Annotated in this window: 15 protein-coding genes and 1 pseudogene; 15 read left to right on the top strand and 1 reads right to left on the bottom strand. The window is 69.0% G+C overall.

The genetic code is table 11. The annotated features are described in order from the left end of the window. Window positions 1-135: 135 nt before the first annotated feature. The 15 genes from DIE08_RS09915 to DIE08_RS09845 all read left to right on the top strand — a co-directional run bounded on the left by DIE08_RS09915 (window position 136) and on the right by DIE08_RS09845 (window position 18,386). Window positions 136-1,494, top strand: a complete 1,359-nt coding sequence (locus tag DIE08_RS09915; protein ID WP_059604721.1) for an MFS transporter — start codon at window positions 136-138, stop codon at window positions 1,492-1,494. A 50-nt stretch (window positions 1,495-1,544) separates the two neighbouring features. Beyond that, the gene (locus DIE08_RS09910) at window positions 1,545-2,474 is read left to right on the top strand and encodes a dihydrodipicolinate synthase family protein (protein WP_059604723.1); all 930 of its coding nucleotides are present in this window, start codon (window positions 1,545-1,547) and stop codon (window positions 2,472-2,474) included. A gap of 24 nt (window positions 2,475-2,498) precedes the next feature. Then, a complete protein-coding gene (locus tag DIE08_RS09905; protein ID WP_059604726.1) occupies window positions 2,499-3,428 on the top strand; it encodes a Gfo/Idh/MocA family protein in 930 nt (309 codons plus the stop codon). Between the two features lie 83 nt (window positions 3,429-3,511). Continuing rightward, window positions 3,512-4,525, top strand: coding sequence for an arabinose ABC transporter substrate-binding protein (locus tag DIE08_RS09900; protein ID WP_124624619.1), 1,014 nt, complete (start codon window positions 3,512-3,514; stop codon window positions 4,523-4,525). Between the two features lie 20 nt (window positions 4,526-4,545). Next, window positions 4,546-6,087, top strand: coding sequence for an L-arabinose ABC transporter ATP-binding protein AraG (gene araG / locus DIE08_RS09895; protein WP_124624616.1), 1,542 nt, complete (start codon window positions 4,546-4,548; stop codon window positions 6,085-6,087). 32 nt (window positions 6,088-6,119) lie between these two features. Then, complete coding sequence (gene araH / locus DIE08_RS09890; protein ID WP_124624613.1) at window positions 6,120-7,139, top strand: L-arabinose ABC transporter permease AraH; 1,020 nt, start codon at window positions 6,120-6,122, stop codon at window positions 7,137-7,139. A gap of 51 nt (window positions 7,140-7,190) precedes the next feature. Continuing rightward, window positions 7,191-8,090 carry an SMP-30/gluconolactonase/LRE family protein gene (locus DIE08_RS09885; protein ID WP_124901770.1) on the top strand — a complete coding sequence of 300 codons (900 nt, stop codon included), beginning with the start codon at window positions 7,191-7,193 and terminating at the stop codon, window positions 8,088-8,090. A 158-nt stretch (window positions 8,091-8,248) separates the two neighbouring features. After that, complete coding sequence (locus tag DIE08_RS09880) at window positions 8,249-8,764, top strand: MarR family winged helix-turn-helix transcriptional regulator (protein WP_059604738.1); 516 nt, start codon at window positions 8,249-8,251, stop codon at window positions 8,762-8,764. Window positions 8,765-8,995: 231 nt separating this feature from the next. Next, window positions 8,996-9,826 (top strand): p-hydroxycinnamoyl CoA hydratase/lyase, encoded by an 831-nt coding sequence (locus DIE08_RS09875; RefSeq protein WP_124901769.1) that lies wholly within the window; start codon window positions 8,996-8,998, stop codon window positions 9,824-9,826. Between the two features lie 47 nt (window positions 9,827-9,873). Further along, complete coding sequence (locus DIE08_RS09870) at window positions 9,874-11,322, top strand: aldehyde dehydrogenase (protein ID WP_124901768.1); 1,449 nt, start codon at window positions 9,874-9,876, stop codon at window positions 11,320-11,322. Then, complete coding sequence (locus DIE08_RS09865) at window positions 11,319-13,226, top strand: feruloyl-CoA synthase (RefSeq protein ID WP_124901767.1); 1,908 nt, start codon at window positions 11,319-11,321, stop codon at window positions 13,224-13,226. The genes DIE08_RS09870 and DIE08_RS09865 overlap by 4 nt, the downstream gene beginning before the upstream one ends. Window positions 13,227-13,368: 142 nt before the next feature. Continuing rightward, window positions 13,369-14,574 carry a 3-(3-hydroxy-phenyl)propionate transporter MhpT gene (gene mhpT / locus DIE08_RS09860; protein WP_124901766.1) on the top strand — a complete coding sequence of 402 codons (1,206 nt, stop codon included), beginning with the start codon at window positions 13,369-13,371 and terminating at the stop codon, window positions 14,572-14,574. A 66-nt stretch (window positions 14,575-14,640) separates the two neighbouring features. Further along, window positions 14,641-15,789: a porin gene (locus DIE08_RS09855; RefSeq protein ID WP_059604750.1), complete on the top strand. Its 1,149-nt coding sequence runs from the start codon at window positions 14,641-14,643 to the stop codon at window positions 15,787-15,789. Between the two features lie 27 nt (window positions 15,790-15,816). After that, the gene (locus tag DIE08_RS09850; protein ID WP_124901765.1) at window positions 15,817-17,541 is read left to right on the top strand and encodes a tannase/feruloyl esterase family alpha/beta hydrolase; all 1,725 of its coding nucleotides are present in this window, start codon (window positions 15,817-15,819) and stop codon (window positions 17,539-17,541) included. A gap of 227 nt (window positions 17,542-17,768) precedes the next feature. Further along, a complete protein-coding gene (locus DIE08_RS09845) occupies window positions 17,769-18,386 on the top strand; it encodes a PolC-type DNA polymerase III (protein WP_059604755.1) in 618 nt (205 codons plus the stop codon). 9 nt (window positions 18,387-18,395) lie between these two features. Here the strand turns inward: DIE08_RS09845 and DIE08_RS36145 are convergent. Further along, a pseudogene (locus DIE08_RS36145) lies at window positions 18,396-18,518 on the bottom strand (AsnC family transcriptional regulator); the annotation flags it as partial. Window positions 18,519-18,595 lie beyond the last annotated feature (77 nt).

The raw sequence follows: 18,595 nt of genomic DNA, 5'->3' as shown, positions 1-18,595 counted from the left end.
GCAGGGTGATGCGCTGGATGTGGTCGAGCGCTCAGGAAGGCGCAGCGTAAGGGCTAAGGCGCAAACGCAGACCGACCGCGAAGCATGGGACGTACGCAAGCGCCAAAGCGCTAACGCAGACCGACAGGAGACAAGATGACGACGCAGTACACGCCCGCGCACATCGCGGCGGAACAGTCCGATTCGCCGGCAGCCGTCGACGAACGGCAACTGACGCGGCTGCTCACACGCAAGCTGGTGCCGTTCCTCGCGCTGATCTACGTGGTCGCCTACGTCGACCGTACCGTCGTCGGCTTCGCGAAGCTGCACATGAACGCGGCGATCGGCCTCGGCGATGCCGCGTACGGACTCGGCGCCGGCCTGTTCTTCATCGGCTACTTCCTGTGCGAGGTGCCGAGCAACCTCGCGCTCGGACGCTTCGGCGCGCGCGTGTGGTTCGCGCGCATCCTCGCGACGTGGGGCGTGATCACGATGGCGATGGCGCTCGTGCAGGGGCCGACCAGCTTCTACGTGCTGCGCTTTCTGCTTGGTGCTGCCGAAGCCGGCCTCTATCCCGGCATCCTGTACTTCCTCACGCAATGGTTCCCGATGCGCGATCGTGCCCGCGTGATCGGCCTGCTCGTGCTCGCGCAGCCGCTCGCCGGCATCGTGACGGGCCCGCTCGCCGGCTGGCTGCTGTCCACGCACGGGCTGTTCGGCCTGTCGGACTGGCAGACGCTGTTCGTCGTGAGCGGCCTGCCGGCTGTGCTGCTCGCATGGCCCACGCTGCGGCTGCTTCCGGAGTCGCCCGCGCATGCGCGCTGGCTGAACGACGACGAACGCCGCTGGATCGCACGGCAGCTCGCCGCCGACCGCGACACTTATCGCCCCGATTCGCACGGCAATCCGCTCGCCGCATTGCGCGACCGCCGCGTGCTGCTGCTCGCCGCGCTGTTCCTGCCGTTTCCGCTGTGCATTTACGGGCTTTCGCTGTGGCTGCCGACGATCATCCACGCATTCGGCACCGGCGATGCGGCGACCGGGCTGCTGTCCGCGGTGCCGTACCTGTTCGCGGTGGTCGGCCTGCTCGTCGTGCCGCGCCATTCGGATCGCAAGCGCGAGCGCTACTGGCACATCGTCGTCGTGTCGGCGGCGGCCGCGGTGACGATGGCCGCGAGCGCGTGGGTGCGGCAACCGGCGCTGCAGTTCATGTTCATCTGCCTGACCGCGTTCTCGCTCTATTCGATCCAGGCCGTCGTGTGGGCGCTGCCCGGCGAATTCCTGACCGGCACGAGCGCGGCGGTCGGTATCGCGGCGATCAATTCGCTCGCGAATCTCGGCGGCTACTTCGGACCTTACGGGATCGGGCTGATCAAGGCATCGACCGGCAGCCTCGCGGCCGGCCTGTATTTTCTCGCGGCCACGCTGCTGTTCGCGGTGCTGATGACGTTCGTGGTCCGCGCCGCGCTGCGCACGCCCGAGCCGGCCGCGGGCGCGTTCGCCGGCGAATCCTGAACGCATTGTTTTCCGGCTGAACGCCGCTTCGACTGACGCAGGACCGAACCATGACATCGAGCAGCACACCGCGCTATCGCGGCATCTTCCCCGTCGTCCCGACGACGTTTACCGACACCGGCGAGCTCGACCTCGCGAGCCAGAAGCGCGCGGTCGATTTCATGATCGACGCCGGCTCGGACGGCCTGTGCATCCTCGCGAACTTCTCCGAGCAATTCGCGGTCACCGACGACGAGCGCGACGTGCTCACGCGCACGATCCTCGAGCACGTCGCCGGCCGCGTGCCGGTGATCGTCACGACATCGCACTACAGCACGCAGGTCTGCGCGGCGCGCAGCCTGCGCGCGCAGCAGCTCGGCGCGGCGATGGTGATGGCGATGCCGCCGTACCACGGCGCGACGTTCCGCGTGCCCGAAGCGCAGATCTTCGATTTCTATGCGCGCGTGTCGGACGCGATCGACATCCCGATCATGATCCAGGACGCGCCCGCGAGCGGCACCGCGCTGTCCGCGCCGTTCCTTGCGCGGATGGCGCGCGAGATCGAGCAGGTCGCGTACTTCAAGATCGAGACGCCCGGTGCGGCGAACAAGCTGCGCGAGCTGATCCGGCTCGGCGGCGACGCGATCGAAGGGCCGTGGGACGGCGAGGAAGCGATCACGCTGCTCGCTGACCTGCATGCGGGCGCGACCGGCGCAATGACGGGCGGCGGGTTTCCGGACGGCATCCGGCCGATCCTCGAAGCGTTCCGCGAAGGGCGGCACGACGATGCGTTCGCGCGCTATCAGGCGTGGCTGCCGCTGATCAATCACGAGAACCGCCAGTCCGGGATTCTGACTGCGAAGGCGCTGATGCGCGAAGGCGGCGTGATCGCGTGCGAGCGGCCGCGGCATCCGATGCCGGAACTGCACCCTGATACGCGTGCGGAGCTGATCGCGATCGCACGCCGGCTCGATCCGCTCGTGCTGCGCTGGGCGCGCTGAGCGAATGGCGAAGGAGAAACGCACATGAGCAAGGTGATTTCGCTGGGCGTGATCGGGATCGGCAAGATCGCGCGCGACCAGCATCTGCCGGCGATCGCCGCCGAGCCGGGCTTCGTGTTGACCGCCTGCGCGAGCCGTCACGCGGAGGTCAATGGGGTACGCAATTATCCGGATCTGACCGCGCTGCTGGCCGCCGAGCGCGAACTCGACGCCGTGTCGCTGTGCGCGCCGCCACAGGTGCGCTACGCGCAGGCACGCGCCGCGCTCGAAGCCGGCAAGCACGTGATGCTCGAGAAGCCGCCGGGCGCGACGCTCGGCGAAGTGGCTGCGCTGGACGCGCTCGCGCGCGAACGCGGCCTCACGCTGTTCGCGACCTGGCATTCGCGCTGCGCGAGCGCGGTCGAGCCGGCGCGGGCATGGCTCGCGACGCGCACGATCCGCGCGGTGCAGGTGCGCTGGAAGGAAGACGTGCGACGCTGGCATCCGGGGCAGCAGTGGATCTGGGAGCCGGGCGGCCTCGGCGTGTTCGATCCAGGCATCAACGCGCTGTCGATCGTCACGCGGATCCTGCCGCGCGAACTCGTGCTGCGCGAAGCGACGCTCTATGTGCCGAGCGACGCGCAGATGCCGATCGCGGCCGAACTCGATTGCGCGGATACGGACGGCGTGCCGGTGCGTGCGGAATTCGACTGGCGCCACGGCCCGGTCGAGCAGTGGGAGATCGCGGTCGACACGTCGGACGGCGTGCTCGCGATCAGCCGCGGCGGCGCGCAGTTGTCGATCGACGGCGCGCCGGTCGAGATCGGGCCGGAGCGCGAGTATCCGGCGCTGTATGCGCATTTCCGCGCGCTGATCGCGCGCGGCGAAAGCGACGTCGACGTACGGCCGTTGCGGCTCGTCGCCGACGCGTTTCTGTTCGGGCGGCGCGTCGGGACCGACGCGTTCGGCCGCTGACACCGTGCCGGCGCACGCCACAGCGAGCGCGACCCGGCGCGATGAGTATTGAAGACCCCAGCCAATAGACAAGGAGACACCGCATGAACCGAACCAACCGAACGATTCGCCGGCACACCCTGCGCGCGCTGCTGGCCGCGCTTTGCATCGCGCCGCTCGGCATGCACGGCGCCGCGCATGCCGACGCGCCGCTGAAGATCGGCTTCCTGGTGAAGATGCCCGAGCAGGCATGGTTCATCAACGAGCAGAACGCGGCGTCCGCGCTGGGCCAGAAGGAGAACTTCTCGGTCGTGAAGATCGGCACGCCGGATGGCGAGAAGGTGCTGGCCGCGATCGACAACCTCAACTCGCAAGGCGCGCAGGGTTTCGTGATCTGCGCACCCGACGTGCGCCTCGGGCCGGCGATCGCCGCGCGCGCGAAGCGCTACAACATGAAGTTCGTGACGGTTGACGACCAGCTCGTCGACTCGACCGGCAAGCCGCTCACGAACGTGCCGCACCTCGGGATGTCGGCGACCAAGATCGGCAACCAGGTCGGCCAGGCGATCGCCGACGAGATGAAGCGACGCGGCTGGAAGCCTGAGGAAGTCGGCGCGTTGCGCATCACCAACTACGAACTGCCGACGGCGAAGCTGCGCACCGACGGTGCGACGCAGGCGTTGCTCGCGAACGGCTTCCGCAAGGAGAACATCTTCGACGCGCCGCAGAAGACGACCGACGACAGCGGCGGCCTCGAAGCGGCCTTCCCGGTGCTCTCACGCCATCCGAACGTGAAGAAGTGGGTGGTCTTCGCGCTGAACGAGGAAACCGTGCTCGGCGCGGTGCGCGCGACCGAACAGCTGCACATCCCGGCGGCCGACGTGATCGGCGTCGGCATCAACGGCGCGGGCGAGGCGTTCGCCGAATTCCAGAAGAAGGAACCGACCGGCTTCTACGGGACGATCGCGGTCAGCTCGACGAACCACGGCAAGGACAGCACGCAGAACCTCGTCGACTGGATCCGTAACGGCAAGACGCCGCCCGCCGACACGCAGACGAGCGGCAAGCTGATGACGCGCGCGAACTGGCAGGCCGTGCGCACCGAGCTCGGCATCTGAGCGTGCGGGGCGACGACGCGATGACGATGCAGACGATGACGGCCGTTTCCGACAACGACGACGCGGCCACCTCCGGCGGCGCGCTGCTCGCGCTCGACGGCATCACGGTGACGTTCCCGGGCGTGCGCGCGCTCGATGGCGTGTCGCTGTCGGTGCGCGCGGGCGAAGTGCACGGGCTGATGGGCGAGAACGGCGCGGGCAAGTCGACGCTGCTGAAGGTGCTGTCCGGCGTGAACCAGCCGCAGGCCGGCACGCTGACGCTGAACGGCACCGTGCAGCGCTTCGCGTCGACGCGCGCGGCGCTCGAGGCCGGCATCGCGATCATCTACCAGGAACTGCATCTGGTGCCCGAGCTGACGGTCGCGGAGAACCTGATGCTCGGTCAGTTGCCGAGCCGGCTCGGCGTGGTCGACGAACGTGCGCTTGCCGTGCGCGCGCTCGATGCGCTGGAGCGGCTCGGCGAGCACATCGATCCGGGCATTCCGGTGAAGTATCTGTCGATCGGCCAGCGCCAGATGATCGAGATCGGCAAGGCGCTGATGCGCGACGCGCGCGTGATCGCGTTCGACGAACCGACCAGCTCGCTGTCCGCGCGCGAAACCAAGCAGCTGTTCCGCATCATCCGCGCGCTGCGCGCGGAAGGCCGCGCGATCATCTACGTCACGCACCGGATGGAGGAAGTGTATGAACTGTGCGACCGCGTGACCGTGTTTCGCGACGGCCGCCGCATCGACACGTTCGAATCCGTCGCCGATCTCGATCGCGACCGGCTGATCGGCTGCATGGTCGGCCGCTCGATCGAGGACGTGTACGGCTACCGGCCGCGCACGGCCGGCGACGTGCTGATCGAGGCGAAAGGGCTGGCGGGGCCCGGGTTATCCGAGCCCGTGTCGTTCGCCGCGCGGCGCGGCGAGATCGTCGGCTTCTTCGGGCTCGTCGGCGCGGGCCGTTCTGAGCTGATGAAGCTGCTGTACGGCGCCGCGCGCCCGAGTGCGGGGCACGTCGAGCTGAACGGGCGTCGCGTCGCGTTCGGGAGCCCGCGCGACGCGGTGCGTGCCGGCATCGCGCTGTGCCCGGAAGACCGCAAGCAGGAAGGCATCGTCGCGATCGCGTCGGTGGCCGACAACCTGAACATCAGCGCGCGCCGGCATTTCAGCCCGGCGCGCGTGCTGCTCGACGCACGGCGTGAACGCGAGCTAGCGCAACGCTACATCGAGCGGCTGGCGATCAAGACCCGCGACGGCGAGACGCCGATCGGCGCGCTGTCGGGCGGCAACCAGCAGAAAGTCGTGCTCGCGCGCTGGCTGGCCGAGCGCATCGACGTGTTCCTGATGGACGAGCCGACGCGCGGCATCGATGTCGGCGCGCGCGCGGAAATCTACAACCTGTTCTACGAGCTCGCGGAAGCGGGCCGCACGGTGATCATCGTGTCGAGCGACCTGGCCGAGGTGATCGGCGTGTCGGACCGGATCGTCGTGATGAAGGAAGGACGGATCGCGGGCGAGGTCGCGAAGGCGCAGGCGACGCCCGACGCGCTGATCAAGCTCGCGCTGCCGCGCTAGCGCCCCGCAACGATCAACCGGATGCAAATGAAATGAGCCAGGCAATGCAACCCCAACGCACTTCCCCGTCCCCCGATGCCGCCGCCGTGCCCGCACGCGCGCGCGGCGGCGTGTGGCAGCTGATCAACCGTTCCGGCATCGTGATGGTGTTTCTCGTGCTGTTCGCGACGCTGTCGCTGACCGTGCCGGACTTCCTCACACCCCGCAACATCCAGGGCCTGCTGCTGTCGGTCACGCTGATCGGCTCGATCGCGGTGACGATGATGTTCGTGCTCGCGCTCGGCGAAGTCGACCTGTCGGTCGCGTCGATCGTCGCGTTCTCGGGCGTCGTCGCGTCGACGCTGATCACCGCGACGCACAGCGTCGTGCTCGGCATCGCGGCCGGCGTGCTCGCGGGCGGTGCGGTCGGGCTCGTCAACGGCGTGCTGATCGCGCGCTGGCGGATCAATTCCCTGATCGTCACGCTCGCGATGATGGAAGTCGTGCGCGGGCTCGCGTTCATCACGTCGAACGGCGACGCGGTGATGATTTCGGAGGAGCGCTTCTTCGAGCTCGGCGGCGGGTCGTTCCTCGGCATCTCGTATCCGATCTGGAGCAATATCGTCGGCTTCGTCGTGTTCGGCTTCCTCTTGCGCAAGACGGTGTTCGGCAAGAACGTGCTGGCCGTCGGCGGCAACGGCGAGGCCGCGCTGCTCGCGGGGCTGCCGGTGATGCGCATCAAGATCGCGGTGTTCGTGCTGCAGGGGCTCGTGACCGGCTTCGCCGGCGTGATGCTTGCGTCGCGGATGAGCCTCGGCGATCCGAAAACGTCCGTCGGCCTCGAGCTCGGCGTGATCTCCGCGTGCGTGCTCGGCGGCGTGTCGCTGACGGGCGGCGTCGCGACGATTTCCGGCGTGCTGGTCGGCGTGCTGATCATGGGTTCCGTGCAGGACGCGATGAGCCTGCTGAACGTGCCGACCTTTTACCAATATCTGATACGCGGCGGAATTCTGTTGCTCGCGGTGCTGTTCGACCAGTATCGTCGCAACCAGCGGCGCGCGATGAAGATCTGACCCTGACGAACGCGCGGCCGCCCGCGAAGGCGACAGACATCGGGAGACGGCATGCAACAGATTCATCCGGGCGCGGCGGCGCTGCTGGTCGACAGCCGCAATACGCTCGGCGAAGGCGCGACGTGGTGCGACGCGACGCACGCACTGTACTGGACGGACATCGAAGGCGCGCGACTGTGGCGCTGCCGCGCGGACGGCTCGGACCTCGCGCAGTGGCCGATGCCTGAACGGCTCGCGTGCTTCGCGCTGACGAACGAGCCGAATGTGCTGCTCGTCGGGCTCGCGACGCATCTTGCGTTCTTCGATCTGCGCAGCGGCGAATTCACGCGGATCGTCGACGTCGAACCCGATCTGCCGGCGCGCCTGAACGACGGCCGCTGCGATCCGTTCGGCGCGTTCGTGTTCGGGATGAAGGACGAAGGCGGCGACCCGCCGCGCGCGGTCGGCGGCTTCTACCGGCTCAATCCGGACCTCACGCTCGACCGGCTTGCGTTGCCGGCGGCGGCGATCGCGAACAGCATCGCGTTCTCGCCGGACGGCACGAAGATGACCTTCTGCGATTCGATGGTGCGCGAGATTCTCGTCTGCGATTACGGCGCGGGCGGCGACGTGGCCAATGTGCGGCCGTTCGCGCGACTGACCGATGCGGACGGCGACCCGGACGGCTCGACGATGGATCGCGACGGCGGCCTGTGGAACGCGCAGTGGGGCGGCCGGCGGGTGGTGCGCTACGGGCCGGACGGCGTCGAGACGGACCGCGTTACCGTGCCGACTGCGCAGCCGAGCTGCGTGACGCTCGACGGCGAAGGCCGGCTTTATGTGACGAGCGCCCGTGTCGGGTTGAGCGACGACGCGCTGGCGAGCGATGCGCACGCCGGCGGCGTATTCGTCGCCCGGACGCGCTACATGGGGCTGCCGACGGCGCGATTCGCGGGGGCGCCGCGCGGCTGACCCGTTCATGGGATGCGTCTGACGCGGCGCGCCAGGCGATCAGGCGCGCGGTCTGCCGCGCATGCACGAACGCACGGTGGCAGTCCGGCTTGCCGGAGCACGCCGTTCGCGCCCCGACGTGCTGGTAAGATGGCCCGCAATTCCATCCCGCCCGCACCATGAGTTCCGCACCGACCAAGCCCGCGAACCCGAAAAACGCCGCGAAGAACGCCGCGAAGAACGCCGCCCGTGCGACGGGCGACAAGCCGAAGGCCCGCGTGCCGCAGCGCCTGACCTACGTGGTCGGCAGTCTCGAACGGCTGCTGCGCCGCCACATGACCGACGCGCTCGCGCCGCTCGGCATCACGCTCGCGCAATACACGGCGCTGTCGGTGCTCGAGGCGCGCGGTGCGTCGTCGAACGCGCAGCTGGCGGAGCGCTCGTTCATCACGCCGCAATCGGCGAACGAGGTCATGAGCGTGATGGCCGCCCGCGGTTTCGTCACGCGCGAAGCCGACCCGTCGCATGGCCGCATCATCCTGCTGACGCTGACCGACGAAGGAGCGGCGATGCTGCGCGAATGCGAAGCCGTGCTGCGTCCGCTCGAGACGCGGATGCTCGGCGACGTCTCCATCGACGACGCCACGCACGTGCAGCGCGCGCTCGAACTGTTCGCACGCAACCTGCGCGGCTGACCCTTTCCCCGAACCTCCACGACACGGGCCCGTGCGGCCCGTGTTCGCTTTCCCGCCTGCTCGCCGGTCGCCTGACCGTTCCCCGATTCCATCGTTGCCGCCGCGTTCCGCTCCGGGTTTACACCGGCGCTCGTGCCGCTTGCAATATCAGGTAGCCTGATATTAAATGAAGCCGTCCGCAGCAGGAATGCTGCGCACCGAATCGCACAGGAACGAACGACAGGAACCGACATGAGCAAGTACGACAACCGCTGGCAGACCGTTGAAGTGAAGGTGGAGGCCGGCATCGCGTGGGTCACGCTGAACCGCCCCGAGAAGCGCAACGCAATGAGCCCGACGCTGAACCGGGAGATGCTGGAAGTCCTCGACGCGGTCGAATTCGACGACGAGGCAAAGGTGCTGGTGCTGACCGGCGCGGGCGCCGCGTGGACGGCCGGCATGGATCTGAAGGAATATTTCCGCGAGATCGACGGCGGCTCCGACGCGCTGCAGGAAAAGGTGCGGCGCGACGCGTCGGAGTGGCAGTGGCGCCGCCTGCGGATGTACAACAAGCCGACGATCGCGATGGTGAACGGCTGGTGCTTCGGCGGCGGATTCTCGCCGCTCGTCGCGTGCGACCTTGCGATCGCGGCGGACGAAGCGGTGTTCGGCCTGTCGGAAATCAACTGGGGCATCCCGCCGGGCAACCTCGTCAGCAAGGCGATGGCGGACACGGTCGGGCATCGCCGCGCGCTGCACTACATCATGACCGGCGACACGTTCACCGGTGTGGAGGCCGCTGAAATGGGCCTCGTGAACAGCAGCGTGCCGCTGGCCGGCCTGCGCGACGCGACGATCGCGCTCGCCGCGCGGCTGATGGACAAGAACCCGGTCGTGCTGCGCGCGGCGAAGCACGGCTTCAAGCGTTCGCGCGAACTCACGTGGGAGCAGTGCGAGGATTACCTGTATGCGAAGCTCGACCAGGCGCAGCTGCGCGATCCGGAGCGCGGCCGCGAGCAGGGGCTGAAGCAGTTCCTCGACGAAAAGACGATCAAGCCGGGCCTGCAGGCATACAAGCGCTGATACAAGCGCCGACGCAATCGACAGAGACAGGCAAGGCAGGAGACGACATGACCGACAGACGGATGCTGATCGCCGGCGAGTGGTGTACCGCCCGCGACGGCCGAACCTTCGACCGATTCAACCCCGCGACGGGCGCGCTCGCGTCGCGCGCGCCGGCGGCCGGCGTGGCCGACGCCGACGCGGCGATCGATGCCGCGCACCGCGCGTTCCCCGCATGGGCGGCGCTCGCGCCGACCGAGCGGCGCCGCCGGCTGCTGAAGGCAGCCGACCTGATGGACGCGCGCATCGACGCGTTCATCGCGACCGGCGTGGCCGAAACCGGCGCGACACCCGGCTGGCTCGGCTTCAACGTGACGCTCGCGGCGAACATGCTGCGCGAGGCCGCGTCGATGACGACGCAGATCGACGGCGACGTGATCCCGTCCGACGTGCCCGGCAATCTCGCGCTCGCGATGCGCGTGCCGTGCGGCGTCGTGCTCGGCATCGCGCCGTGGAACGCGCCGGTGATCCTCGGCACACGCGCGCTGGCGATGCCGCTCGCGTGCGGCAATACGGTCGTGCTGAAGGCGTCCGAAGCGTGCCCGGGCGTGCACGCGCTGATCGGCGCGGTGCTGGATGACGCCGGGCTCGGCGCGGGTGTGGTCAACGTGATCACGCACGCGGCGGCCGACGCACCCGAACTCGTCGAGCGGCTGATCGCGCATCCGCACGTGAAGCGGATCAACTTCACCGGGTCCACGCACGTCGGGCGCATCATCGCGCGCCATGCGGCCGCGCACCTGAAACCCGTGCTGCTGGAACTCGGCGGCAAGGCGCCGGTGCTCGTGCTCGACGATGCCGATCTCGATGCGGCCGTCGACGCGATCGCGTTCGGCGCGTTCTTCAACCAGGGGCAGATCTGCATGTCGACCGAGCGCGTGATCGCCGCGCGGCCGGTCGCCGATGCGCTCGTCGAACGGCTGACCGACAAGGCGCGCACGCTGGTCGCCGGCGATCTGCTGGCGGGCCATGCGCTCGGCACGATGGTCGATGCGGCCGCGGCCGCGCGTGCCGCGTCGCTCGTCGAGGATGCGCGTTTGCACGGCGCGCGCCTGCCGCTCGGCTGCCGGATCGAGGGTGCGACGATGCAGCCCGCGATCGTCGACGGCGTCACGCGCGACATGCGGCTTTATCGCGAGGAATCGTTCGCGCCGGTGGTGGCGATCCTGCGCGCGGACAGCGACGACGAAGCGGTCGCGCTCGCGAACGACAGCGAGTTCGGGCTGTCGGCGAGCGTGTTCAGCCGCGATATCGCACGCGCGATGACGGTCGCGCGCCGGATCGAATCGGGGATTTGCCACGTCAACGGGCCGACCGTGCACGACGAGGCGCAGATGCCGTTCGGCGGCACGAAGGCGAGCGGCTACGGCCGCTTCGGCAGCCGCGCGTCGATCGCCGAATTCACCGAGCTGCGCTGGATCACCGTGCAGACCACACCGCGTCGCTACCCGATATGAGCGAGCCGACGATGAATGTTGCGACGCCCGCGAGCGGGCCGGCGAACGACACGGACGGCGTGCGCTATCGCGCGGCGGCCGTCGCGGTCGGCTCGGCCGAGATTCGTCGCGCGGAAAACGGCACGTGGTACCTGCGCTCGCGCGAACCGCTCGGCGACTATCCGACGCGCCTGACCGACTGCCTCGTGCGCGGCGCGCACGCGCATCCCGACCGCGTGCTCGCCGCGCGGCGCGGCGCCGACGGCCGCTGGATCGAGATCACTTACGCGCAGATGCTCGAACGCGCCCGCGCGCTCGGCCAGGGCCTCGTCGATCTCGGGCTGTCGGTCGAGCGGCCGCTCGCGGTGCTGTCCGGCAACGATCTCGAGCATCTGCAGCTGATGTTCGCGGCGATGCTGGCCGGCGTGCCCTATGCGCCGATCTCGCCCGCGTATTCGCTGGTGTCGACCGACTACGGCAAGCTGCGTCACACGCTCGGCGTGCTGCGGCCGGGCGCGGTGTTCGTCGCCGAACGCGCGCCGTTCACGCGTGCCCTCGACGCGACGCTGCCGGGCGATGCGGCGCTGATCGTCGCGAACGATGCGGATGCGGAAACCGGCGCGGCCGGCAGCGTCGTGCCGCTGTCGCGCCTGCTCGCGACCGTCCCGCGTACGATCGACGCGATCCATGAAGCGATCGGCCCCGATCATCTCGCGAAGATCCTGTTCACGTCGGGTTCGACGAAGCTGCCGAAGGCGGTGCCGACCACGCACCGGATGCTGTGCAGCAACCAGCAGATGCTGCGCCAGACGATGCCCGAGCTGACGCGCGAACCGCCGGTGCTGGTCGACTGGCTGCCGTGGAATCACACGTTCGGCGGCAGTCACAACCTCGGCATCGCGCTGTACAACGGCGGCACGCTGTACATCGACGACGGCCGCCCGATGCCGGGCCGCTTCGACGAAACCGTGCGCAACCTGCGCGAGATCGCGCCGACGATCTACTTCAACGTGCCGAAGGGCTGGGAAGAGTTGACGGCCGCGCTCGAGCGCGATGCCGTGCTGCGCGACACGTTTTTCTCGCGCGTGAAGCTGTATTTCTTCGGCGGCGCGGGGCTGTCGCAGGCCGCGTGGGACCGGCTCGACCGCGTGACCGACGCGCATTGCGGCGAGCGCATCCGGATCATGGCTGGCCTCGGGATGACGGAGGCGTCGCCGTCGTGCCTGTTCACGACCGGGCCGCTGATGCGCGCCGGCTATATCGGCCTGCCCGCGCCCGGCTGCGACGCGAAGCTCGTGCCGTGCGGCGGCAAGCTCGAACTGCGCTTCAAGGGGCCGAACGTGATGCGCGGCTACTGGCATGCCGACGTCGATCCGCGCGACGTGTTCGACGACGAGGGGTATTACCGCAGCGGCGACGCGGGCGTCTTTGCCGATCCGGCGCGGCCGGAACTCGGGCTGCTGTTCGACGGCCGGCTGACCGAGGATTTCAAGCTGAGCAGCGGCACGTTCGTCAGCGTCGGGCCGTTGCGGGCGAACGCGGTGTCGAGCGGCGCGCCGTACGTGCAGGACGTGGTCGTCACCGGGATCAATCGCGACGACATCGGGCTGCTGGTGTTTCCGCGCATCGACGCGTGCCGTGCGCTGGCGGGGCTCGCAGCCGATGCATCGGTTTCCGACGTGCTGCGCGCACCGGCCGTGCGCGCGGCGTTCGCAGCATGGCTCACCGGGCTGAACCGGCATGCAAGCGGCGGTTCGACGTTCGTCGCGCGCATCCGGCTGATCGACACGCCGCCGTCGCTCGATCTCGGTGAAGTGACCGACAAGGGTTCGCTGAACCAGGCGGCCGTGCAGAAGCATCGCGCGGCGACGATCGACGCGCTGTACGACCCGGCGCGACGCGATCCCGACGTGATCTACGCGTAAGCAGAAGCAAACCGAAGCAAGCAGGAACAACGACCTGCCGGCCACGATACCGGCAGGCATTCTTGCGGCCAGTGAATCAGGCTGCCTGATAAGGTCGGCCGGTACGGGCCGACCGACTACAAGACATGGGACTGGAGACACGATGAACACTTACGTTGCCGAAAAACCCACGGTCGCGACCACGCTCGCGCTGTGTTTCGCGATCGCACTCCTCGAAGGGCTCGACCTGCAGTCGGTCGGCGTCGCCGCGCCCCGCATGGCGCGCGAATTCGGGCTTTCCGTGTCGGAGATGGGCATCGCGTTCAGCGCGGGCACCTTCGGGCTGCTGCCGGGCGCGATGCTCGGCGGGTGGCTCGCCGACCGGATCGGACGCAAGCGCGTGCTGATCGCGTCGACCGTGCTGTTCGGACTGCTGTCGATCGCCACCGCGCAGGTATCGACCTTCGCGATGCTCGTCGTCGTGCGCGTGCTGACCGGCATCGGCCTTGGCGGCGCGATGCCGAACCTGATCGCGTTGTCGTCCGAGGCGGTCGAGCCGCGCTCGCGCAGCAGCGCGGTGGCGACGATGTACTGCGGCATCCCGTTCGGCGGCGTGATCGCGTCGCTGATCGGCGTGCTGCTCGCCGGCGATACCGAATGGCGGCACATCTTCTACGTCGGCGGCGTGGGGCCGCTGCTGCTCGTGCCGCTGCTGGCGTTGTTCCTGCCGGAATCGCGCGCGTATCTCGACGTCGCCGGCACGCCGGCCGCGCGCACCAGCGTCGCGCGCACGCTGTTCGGCGACGGCCGCACGACATCGACGGTCGCGCTGTGGGTCAGCTACTTCTGCACGCTGATCGTCCTCTACTTCCTGTTGAACTGGCTGCCGTCGCTGATGGCCTCGCGCGGGCTCGATCGCGCGCACGTCGGCCTCGTGCAGATCGCGTTCAACGTCGGCGCGGGGCTCGGCGCGCTCGGCATCGGCGCGGCGCTCGACCGGATGCGCGCGTCGCGCGTGGTTGGCGGCATGTATGTCGGGATCGTGCTGTCGCTCGCCGCGCTCGCGGCCGCGCCCGGTTTCGCGTCGCTCGCGGCGGCCGCGTTCGCGGCGGGGATGTTCGTGGTCGGCGGGCAGTCGGTGCTGTATGCGCTCGCGGCGATCTATTACCCGACCGCGATGCGCGGCACCGGCGTCGGCGCGGCGGTGGCAGTCGGCCGGCTCGGTTCCGTCGTCGGGCCGCTCGCGGCCGCGACGCTGCTGGCCGCCGGCCGCAGCGCGCCCGTCGTGATCGGCGCGAGCATCCCCGTCACGCTCGTCGCGGCCGTCGCCGCGCTGGTGCTGATTCGCCGCCCGCAAGCGAGCGACTGACGTTTCGTTTTTATCCATGCGCGCCGACAGAGCGCGCAATTCATCAAGGTCTGGAGACGCAACGAAATGAAGACGAAGACAAGGAACGGCCTGCTGGCCGCCGGCGCGTGCTGCGCGCTGGCCGCGCCGGTTGCGCACGCGCAGTCGAGCGTGACGCTGTACGGGATCATCGACACCGGCGTCGAGTTCGTGTCGCACGCGAACGCCGCCGGCGACCACGTCGTGCGCATGCCGGGCGTGACGGGCGAGCTGCCGTCGCGCTGGGGCCTGCGCGGCACCGAGGATCTCGGCGGCGGCTACCAGGCGGTATTCACGCTCGAAAGCGGCTTCAACGTGCGCGGCGGCGATCTCGGGCAGGGCGGCCGGCTGTTCGGGCGGCAGGCGTTCGTCGGGCTGAAGAGCGGCTTCGGCACGCTCGCGTTCGGCCGCCAGTACACGATGACCTATCTCGCGCTGCAGGGCGCGGACATCATCGGCCCCGACATCTACGGGCTCGGCTCGTTCGACGCATACGTGCCGAACGGCCGCGCCGACAACGCGGTGACCTACGTCGGCACATATCGCGGCGTGACGCTCGGCGCCGCGTATTCGTTCGGCCGCGACGGCGCCGGCACCGGCAACTCGCCGGGGCAGGGCACGTGCGCGGGGCAGGTGCCGGGCGATGCCGTCCAGTGCCGCAACTGGTCGGTGATGCTCAAGTATGACAGCGCGTATTTCGGTGCGGCGGCGTCGTACGAGGAGCAGCGCGGCGGCACCGGCGCGGCCGCGAATTTCTTCGACGGCGTGGCGCCCGTCCCCTTCACCAGCAGCGGCGGCAAGGACGCGCGCACGCACGTGAGCGCGTATGCGCAGGCGGCCGGCGCGAAGATCGGCGCGGGCTGGATCGGGCGGCGCGTGTCGACCGGTTCGCCGGCCGCGCCCGGCGCGCATTCGGACCTGTTCTTCGTCGGTGCGTCGTATGCGATCAAGCCCGACTTCGTCGTCGACGGCGAGGGTTACCGGATCGTCAACAGCGCGCACGACACGCGCGCGACGATGGCCACGCTGCGCGCGACCTATCTGCTGACCAAGCGCACGGCTGTCTACGCGCAGTCGTCGTATCTGTGGAACAGCGCGCATGCACGCTACGCGGTCAGCGGCGGCGGGCCCGGCACGACGCCCGGCGCGGGGATGGGGCAGCTCGGCGCGATGGTCGGCGTGCGGCACATGTTCTGATCCGCAGCCTGACGAACGGGAGCTATCTTGAACAGAAAATCTGCATTCCTTTGCATTGCACCGCTGTCGGCGGCGGCCATGCTCGCCGGGTGCGGCGGCGACGATTCGGTCAGCGCCACGCCGACGCACCTGAGCGCCGCGACGCCGGCCGCGATGACGCAGACCTGCGACGCGCTTGCCGCGAAGCTGTCGTATGCGAACGCGTCGTTCACGTCGGTGACGACCGCGGCCGCCGGCGCGCTGACGGTGGCCGGCAAGCCGATCGCCGAGCACTGCGTGATCGACGGGAAGATGAACGAGCGCGTGAGCGCGGTCGACGGCAAGACCTATGCGATCGGTTTCGAGATGCGCTTACCGAAAGCGTGGAACGGCCGCTTCTTCTACCAGGCGAACGGCGGGCTCGACGGCAACGTCGTGACCGCGACCGGCGAGATCGGCGGCGGCGGGCCGCTGACCGACGCGCTGAACATGGGCTTCGCGGTGATCAGCTCGGATTCCGGGCACAGCGCCGCACAGAACCCGCTGTTCGGCGTCGACCCGCAGGCGCGCATCGACTACGGCTACGGCGCGGTCGACGCGCTCACGCCGATGGCGAAGCAGGTGATCCGGCTTGCATACGGCAAGGCGCCCGACCGCAGCTATTTCGGCGGCTGCTCGAACGGCGGCCGTCATGCGATGGTCACGGCGGTGCGCAACCCGGCCGACTACGACGGCATCATCGCGGGCGACCCGGGCTTCCATCTGCCGAAGGCGGCGATCGGCGAGATGTACGGCGCGCAGCAGTTCGCGAAGATCGCGTCGGCGACCGGCTCGAACGGGCTGCCGGACATCCGTAGCGGCTTCAACGACGCGGAGCGCCGGTTCGTCGGCGCGACGATTCTCGACAAGTGCGATGCGCTCGACGGCGTGGCCGACGGGATGGTGCAGGACGTCGCCGCATGCCAGGCGCATTTCAGCGTCGAGACGGACATCCCGACCTGCGCGAACGGCACGCGTACCGGCACCTGCCTGACGGTCGCGCAGAAGAGCGCGCTCGAGAACGTGTTCGCGGGCGCGCGCAACAGCGCGGGCACGGCGCTCTATGCGAGCTTTCCGTACGATCCGGGCATTGCCGGCGGCGGCTGGGCCGCGTGGAAGCAGTCGAATTCGATCACGCTCGACCCGGCCGCGATGGCGTTCACGTTCATGACGCCGCCGAAAACCGCCGCGACGCTCGCGAACCTCGCCGGCTTCGCGCTCGGCTTCGACATGGACAACGACGCGCCGGCGATCTTCGCGACGAACGGCCCATACACGCAATCCGCGTGGTCGTTCATGACGCCGCCCGACGAGACCAACCTGTCCGCGCTGAAGTCGCGCGGCGCGAAGCTGCTGGCCTATCACGGCACCGGCGACCCGGTCTTCTCGTACAACGACACGAGCGACTGGTACGGGCGGCTCGCGCAGGTGAACGGCGGCGACGCGTCGGACTTCGCGCGCTTCTATCCCGTGCCGGGCATGAACCACTGCTCGGGCGGGCCGGCAGCCGACCAGTTCGACATGCTGACGCCGCTCGTCGCGTGGGTCGAGCAGGGGCAGGCGCCCAAGGCGATCGTCGCCGCGGCGCGCGACACGACGAACGCGGTGCCGAATGCGGACGTGCCGACGTCGTGGGGAACGGGGCGCACGCGTCCGCTGTGTCCGTATCCGCAGGTCGCGCGCTACAACGGGTCGGGCGACGTGAATTCGGCGGCGAGCTTCAGTTGTCGCTGACCTAGCGGACGTGTGAATGTACCGATGCGCGGGTGCATCGGTACATTCACCGTCGTTTTGCAGGGGACGTGGCGATCGTGCCGGCCTGAACGGAAGCGGCGATGCGCCGCGCACGACGATGGCGTTTGCCGCCGGACGCCGCATCCGGGGATACTATGGCGCTTTTCCATCGGCGCGACGCGTCCTGATCGACGTTGCTCGCCAGGTATCCTTCCTCTGATTCGACCATGCAAACCGTTGCGGTACTCGACTTCGAAACAACCGGGCTTTCCCCGAACATGGGAGACAGGGCGACCGAGATCGCCGTGATTCTTCTGCGCGACGGCGAGATCGTCGACCGCTACCAGAGCCTGATGAACGCGGGGCGCCGCATTCCGTCCGACGTCGTCGCGCTCACCGGAATCACGAATGAGATGATTGCGTCGGCGCCGCCGGTGTCGAAGGTCATGAAGGAAGCCGCCGCATTCGTCGGAAGCCACCCCGTCGTCGCGCACAACGCCGGCTTCGACAAGCGATTCTGGCAGGCCGAGCTCGGCATGCTCGGCATGGCGGCCGAGCATGCGTTCGCGTGCACGATGCTCGTCGCGCGGCGCATCTACCCGCACGCGCAAAGTCACCGGCTGTCGAGCCTCGCCGACATGCTGCGGCTGCCGAAGGCAGGCCGTGCGCACCGCGCGATGGTCGACGCGGAGATCGCGAGCCATCTGTGGTGCCGGATGCAGCGCGACATCGGCGAGACTTACGGGCTGCGACAAGTCGATCACGGGCTCATGTCGCGATTGCAGGCGACGAGCAAGGCCAAGGTCGCGACGTTTTTCGGATCATTGGCCGCCGACCGGCGCTGACGTCGATCGTCACTCGCCGATCTCCACCGGCACTTCGAGCCCGACCTTCACGCGGCTCATGCTCACCAGCGTCTTGAACCGCTTCGCGTTGTTGTTCGCGAAGAACAGCTCGCGCGTGAGCGCGTGGTGCTGATGGCCGGTCGGTGCGCGCTATTTCGCGGAAGTGGCGCGGCGCGCGTTGAAGGCGGTGTAACGGGCGTCAGGCCGCC

It is taken from the genome of Burkholderia sp. Bp9004, assembly GCF_003858025.1.
Lineage (GTDB): Bacteria > Pseudomonadota > Gammaproteobacteria > Burkholderiales > Burkholderiaceae > Burkholderia > Burkholderia diffusa.
The sequence above is the reverse complement of the archived record's forward strand: the minus strand, read 5'-3'. Positions and strand labels throughout refer to the sequence as shown.

What these genes read in the sequence shown, in the direction of transcription:
- DIE08_RS09915 (WP_059604721.1), top strand. Translation starts at nt 136, where the DNA reads ATGACGACGCAGTACACGCCCGCGCACATCGCGGCGGAACAGTCCGAT.
- DIE08_RS09910 (WP_059604723.1), top strand. Translation starts at nt 1,545, where the DNA reads ATGACATCGAGCAGCACACCGCGCTATCGCGGCATCTTCCCCGTCGTC.
- DIE08_RS09905 (WP_059604726.1), top strand. Translation starts at nt 2,499, where the DNA reads ATGAGCAAGGTGATTTCGCTGGGCGTGATCGGGATCGGCAAGATCGCG.
- DIE08_RS09900 (WP_124624619.1), top strand. Translation starts at nt 3,512, where the DNA reads ATGAACCGAACCAACCGAACGATTCGCCGGCACACCCTGCGCGCGCTG.
- araG (WP_124624616.1), top strand. Translation starts at nt 4,546, where the DNA reads ATGACGATGCAGACGATGACGGCCGTTTCCGACAACGACGACGCGGCC.
- araH (WP_124624613.1), top strand. Translation starts at nt 6,120, where the DNA reads ATGAGCCAGGCAATGCAACCCCAACGCACTTCCCCGTCCCCCGATGCC.
- DIE08_RS09885 (WP_124901770.1), top strand. Translation starts at nt 7,191, where the DNA reads ATGCAACAGATTCATCCGGGCGCGGCGGCGCTGCTGGTCGACAGCCGC.
- DIE08_RS09880 (WP_059604738.1), top strand. Translation starts at nt 8,249, where the DNA reads ATGAGTTCCGCACCGACCAAGCCCGCGAACCCGAAAAACGCCGCGAAG.
- DIE08_RS09875 (WP_124901769.1), top strand. Translation starts at nt 8,996, where the DNA reads ATGAGCAAGTACGACAACCGCTGGCAGACCGTTGAAGTGAAGGTGGAG.
- DIE08_RS09870 (WP_124901768.1), top strand. Translation starts at nt 9,874, where the DNA reads ATGACCGACAGACGGATGCTGATCGCCGGCGAGTGGTGTACCGCCCGC.
- DIE08_RS09865 (WP_124901767.1), top strand. Translation starts at nt 11,319, where the DNA reads ATGAGCGAGCCGACGATGAATGTTGCGACGCCCGCGAGCGGGCCGGCG.
- mhpT (WP_124901766.1), top strand. Translation starts at nt 13,369, where the DNA reads ATGAACACTTACGTTGCCGAAAAACCCACGGTCGCGACCACGCTCGCG.
- DIE08_RS09855 (WP_059604750.1), top strand. Translation starts at nt 14,641, where the DNA reads ATGAAGACGAAGACAAGGAACGGCCTGCTGGCCGCCGGCGCGTGCTGC.
- DIE08_RS09845 (WP_059604755.1), top strand. Translation starts at nt 17,769, where the DNA reads ATGCAAACCGTTGCGGTACTCGACTTCGAAACAACCGGGCTTTCCCCG.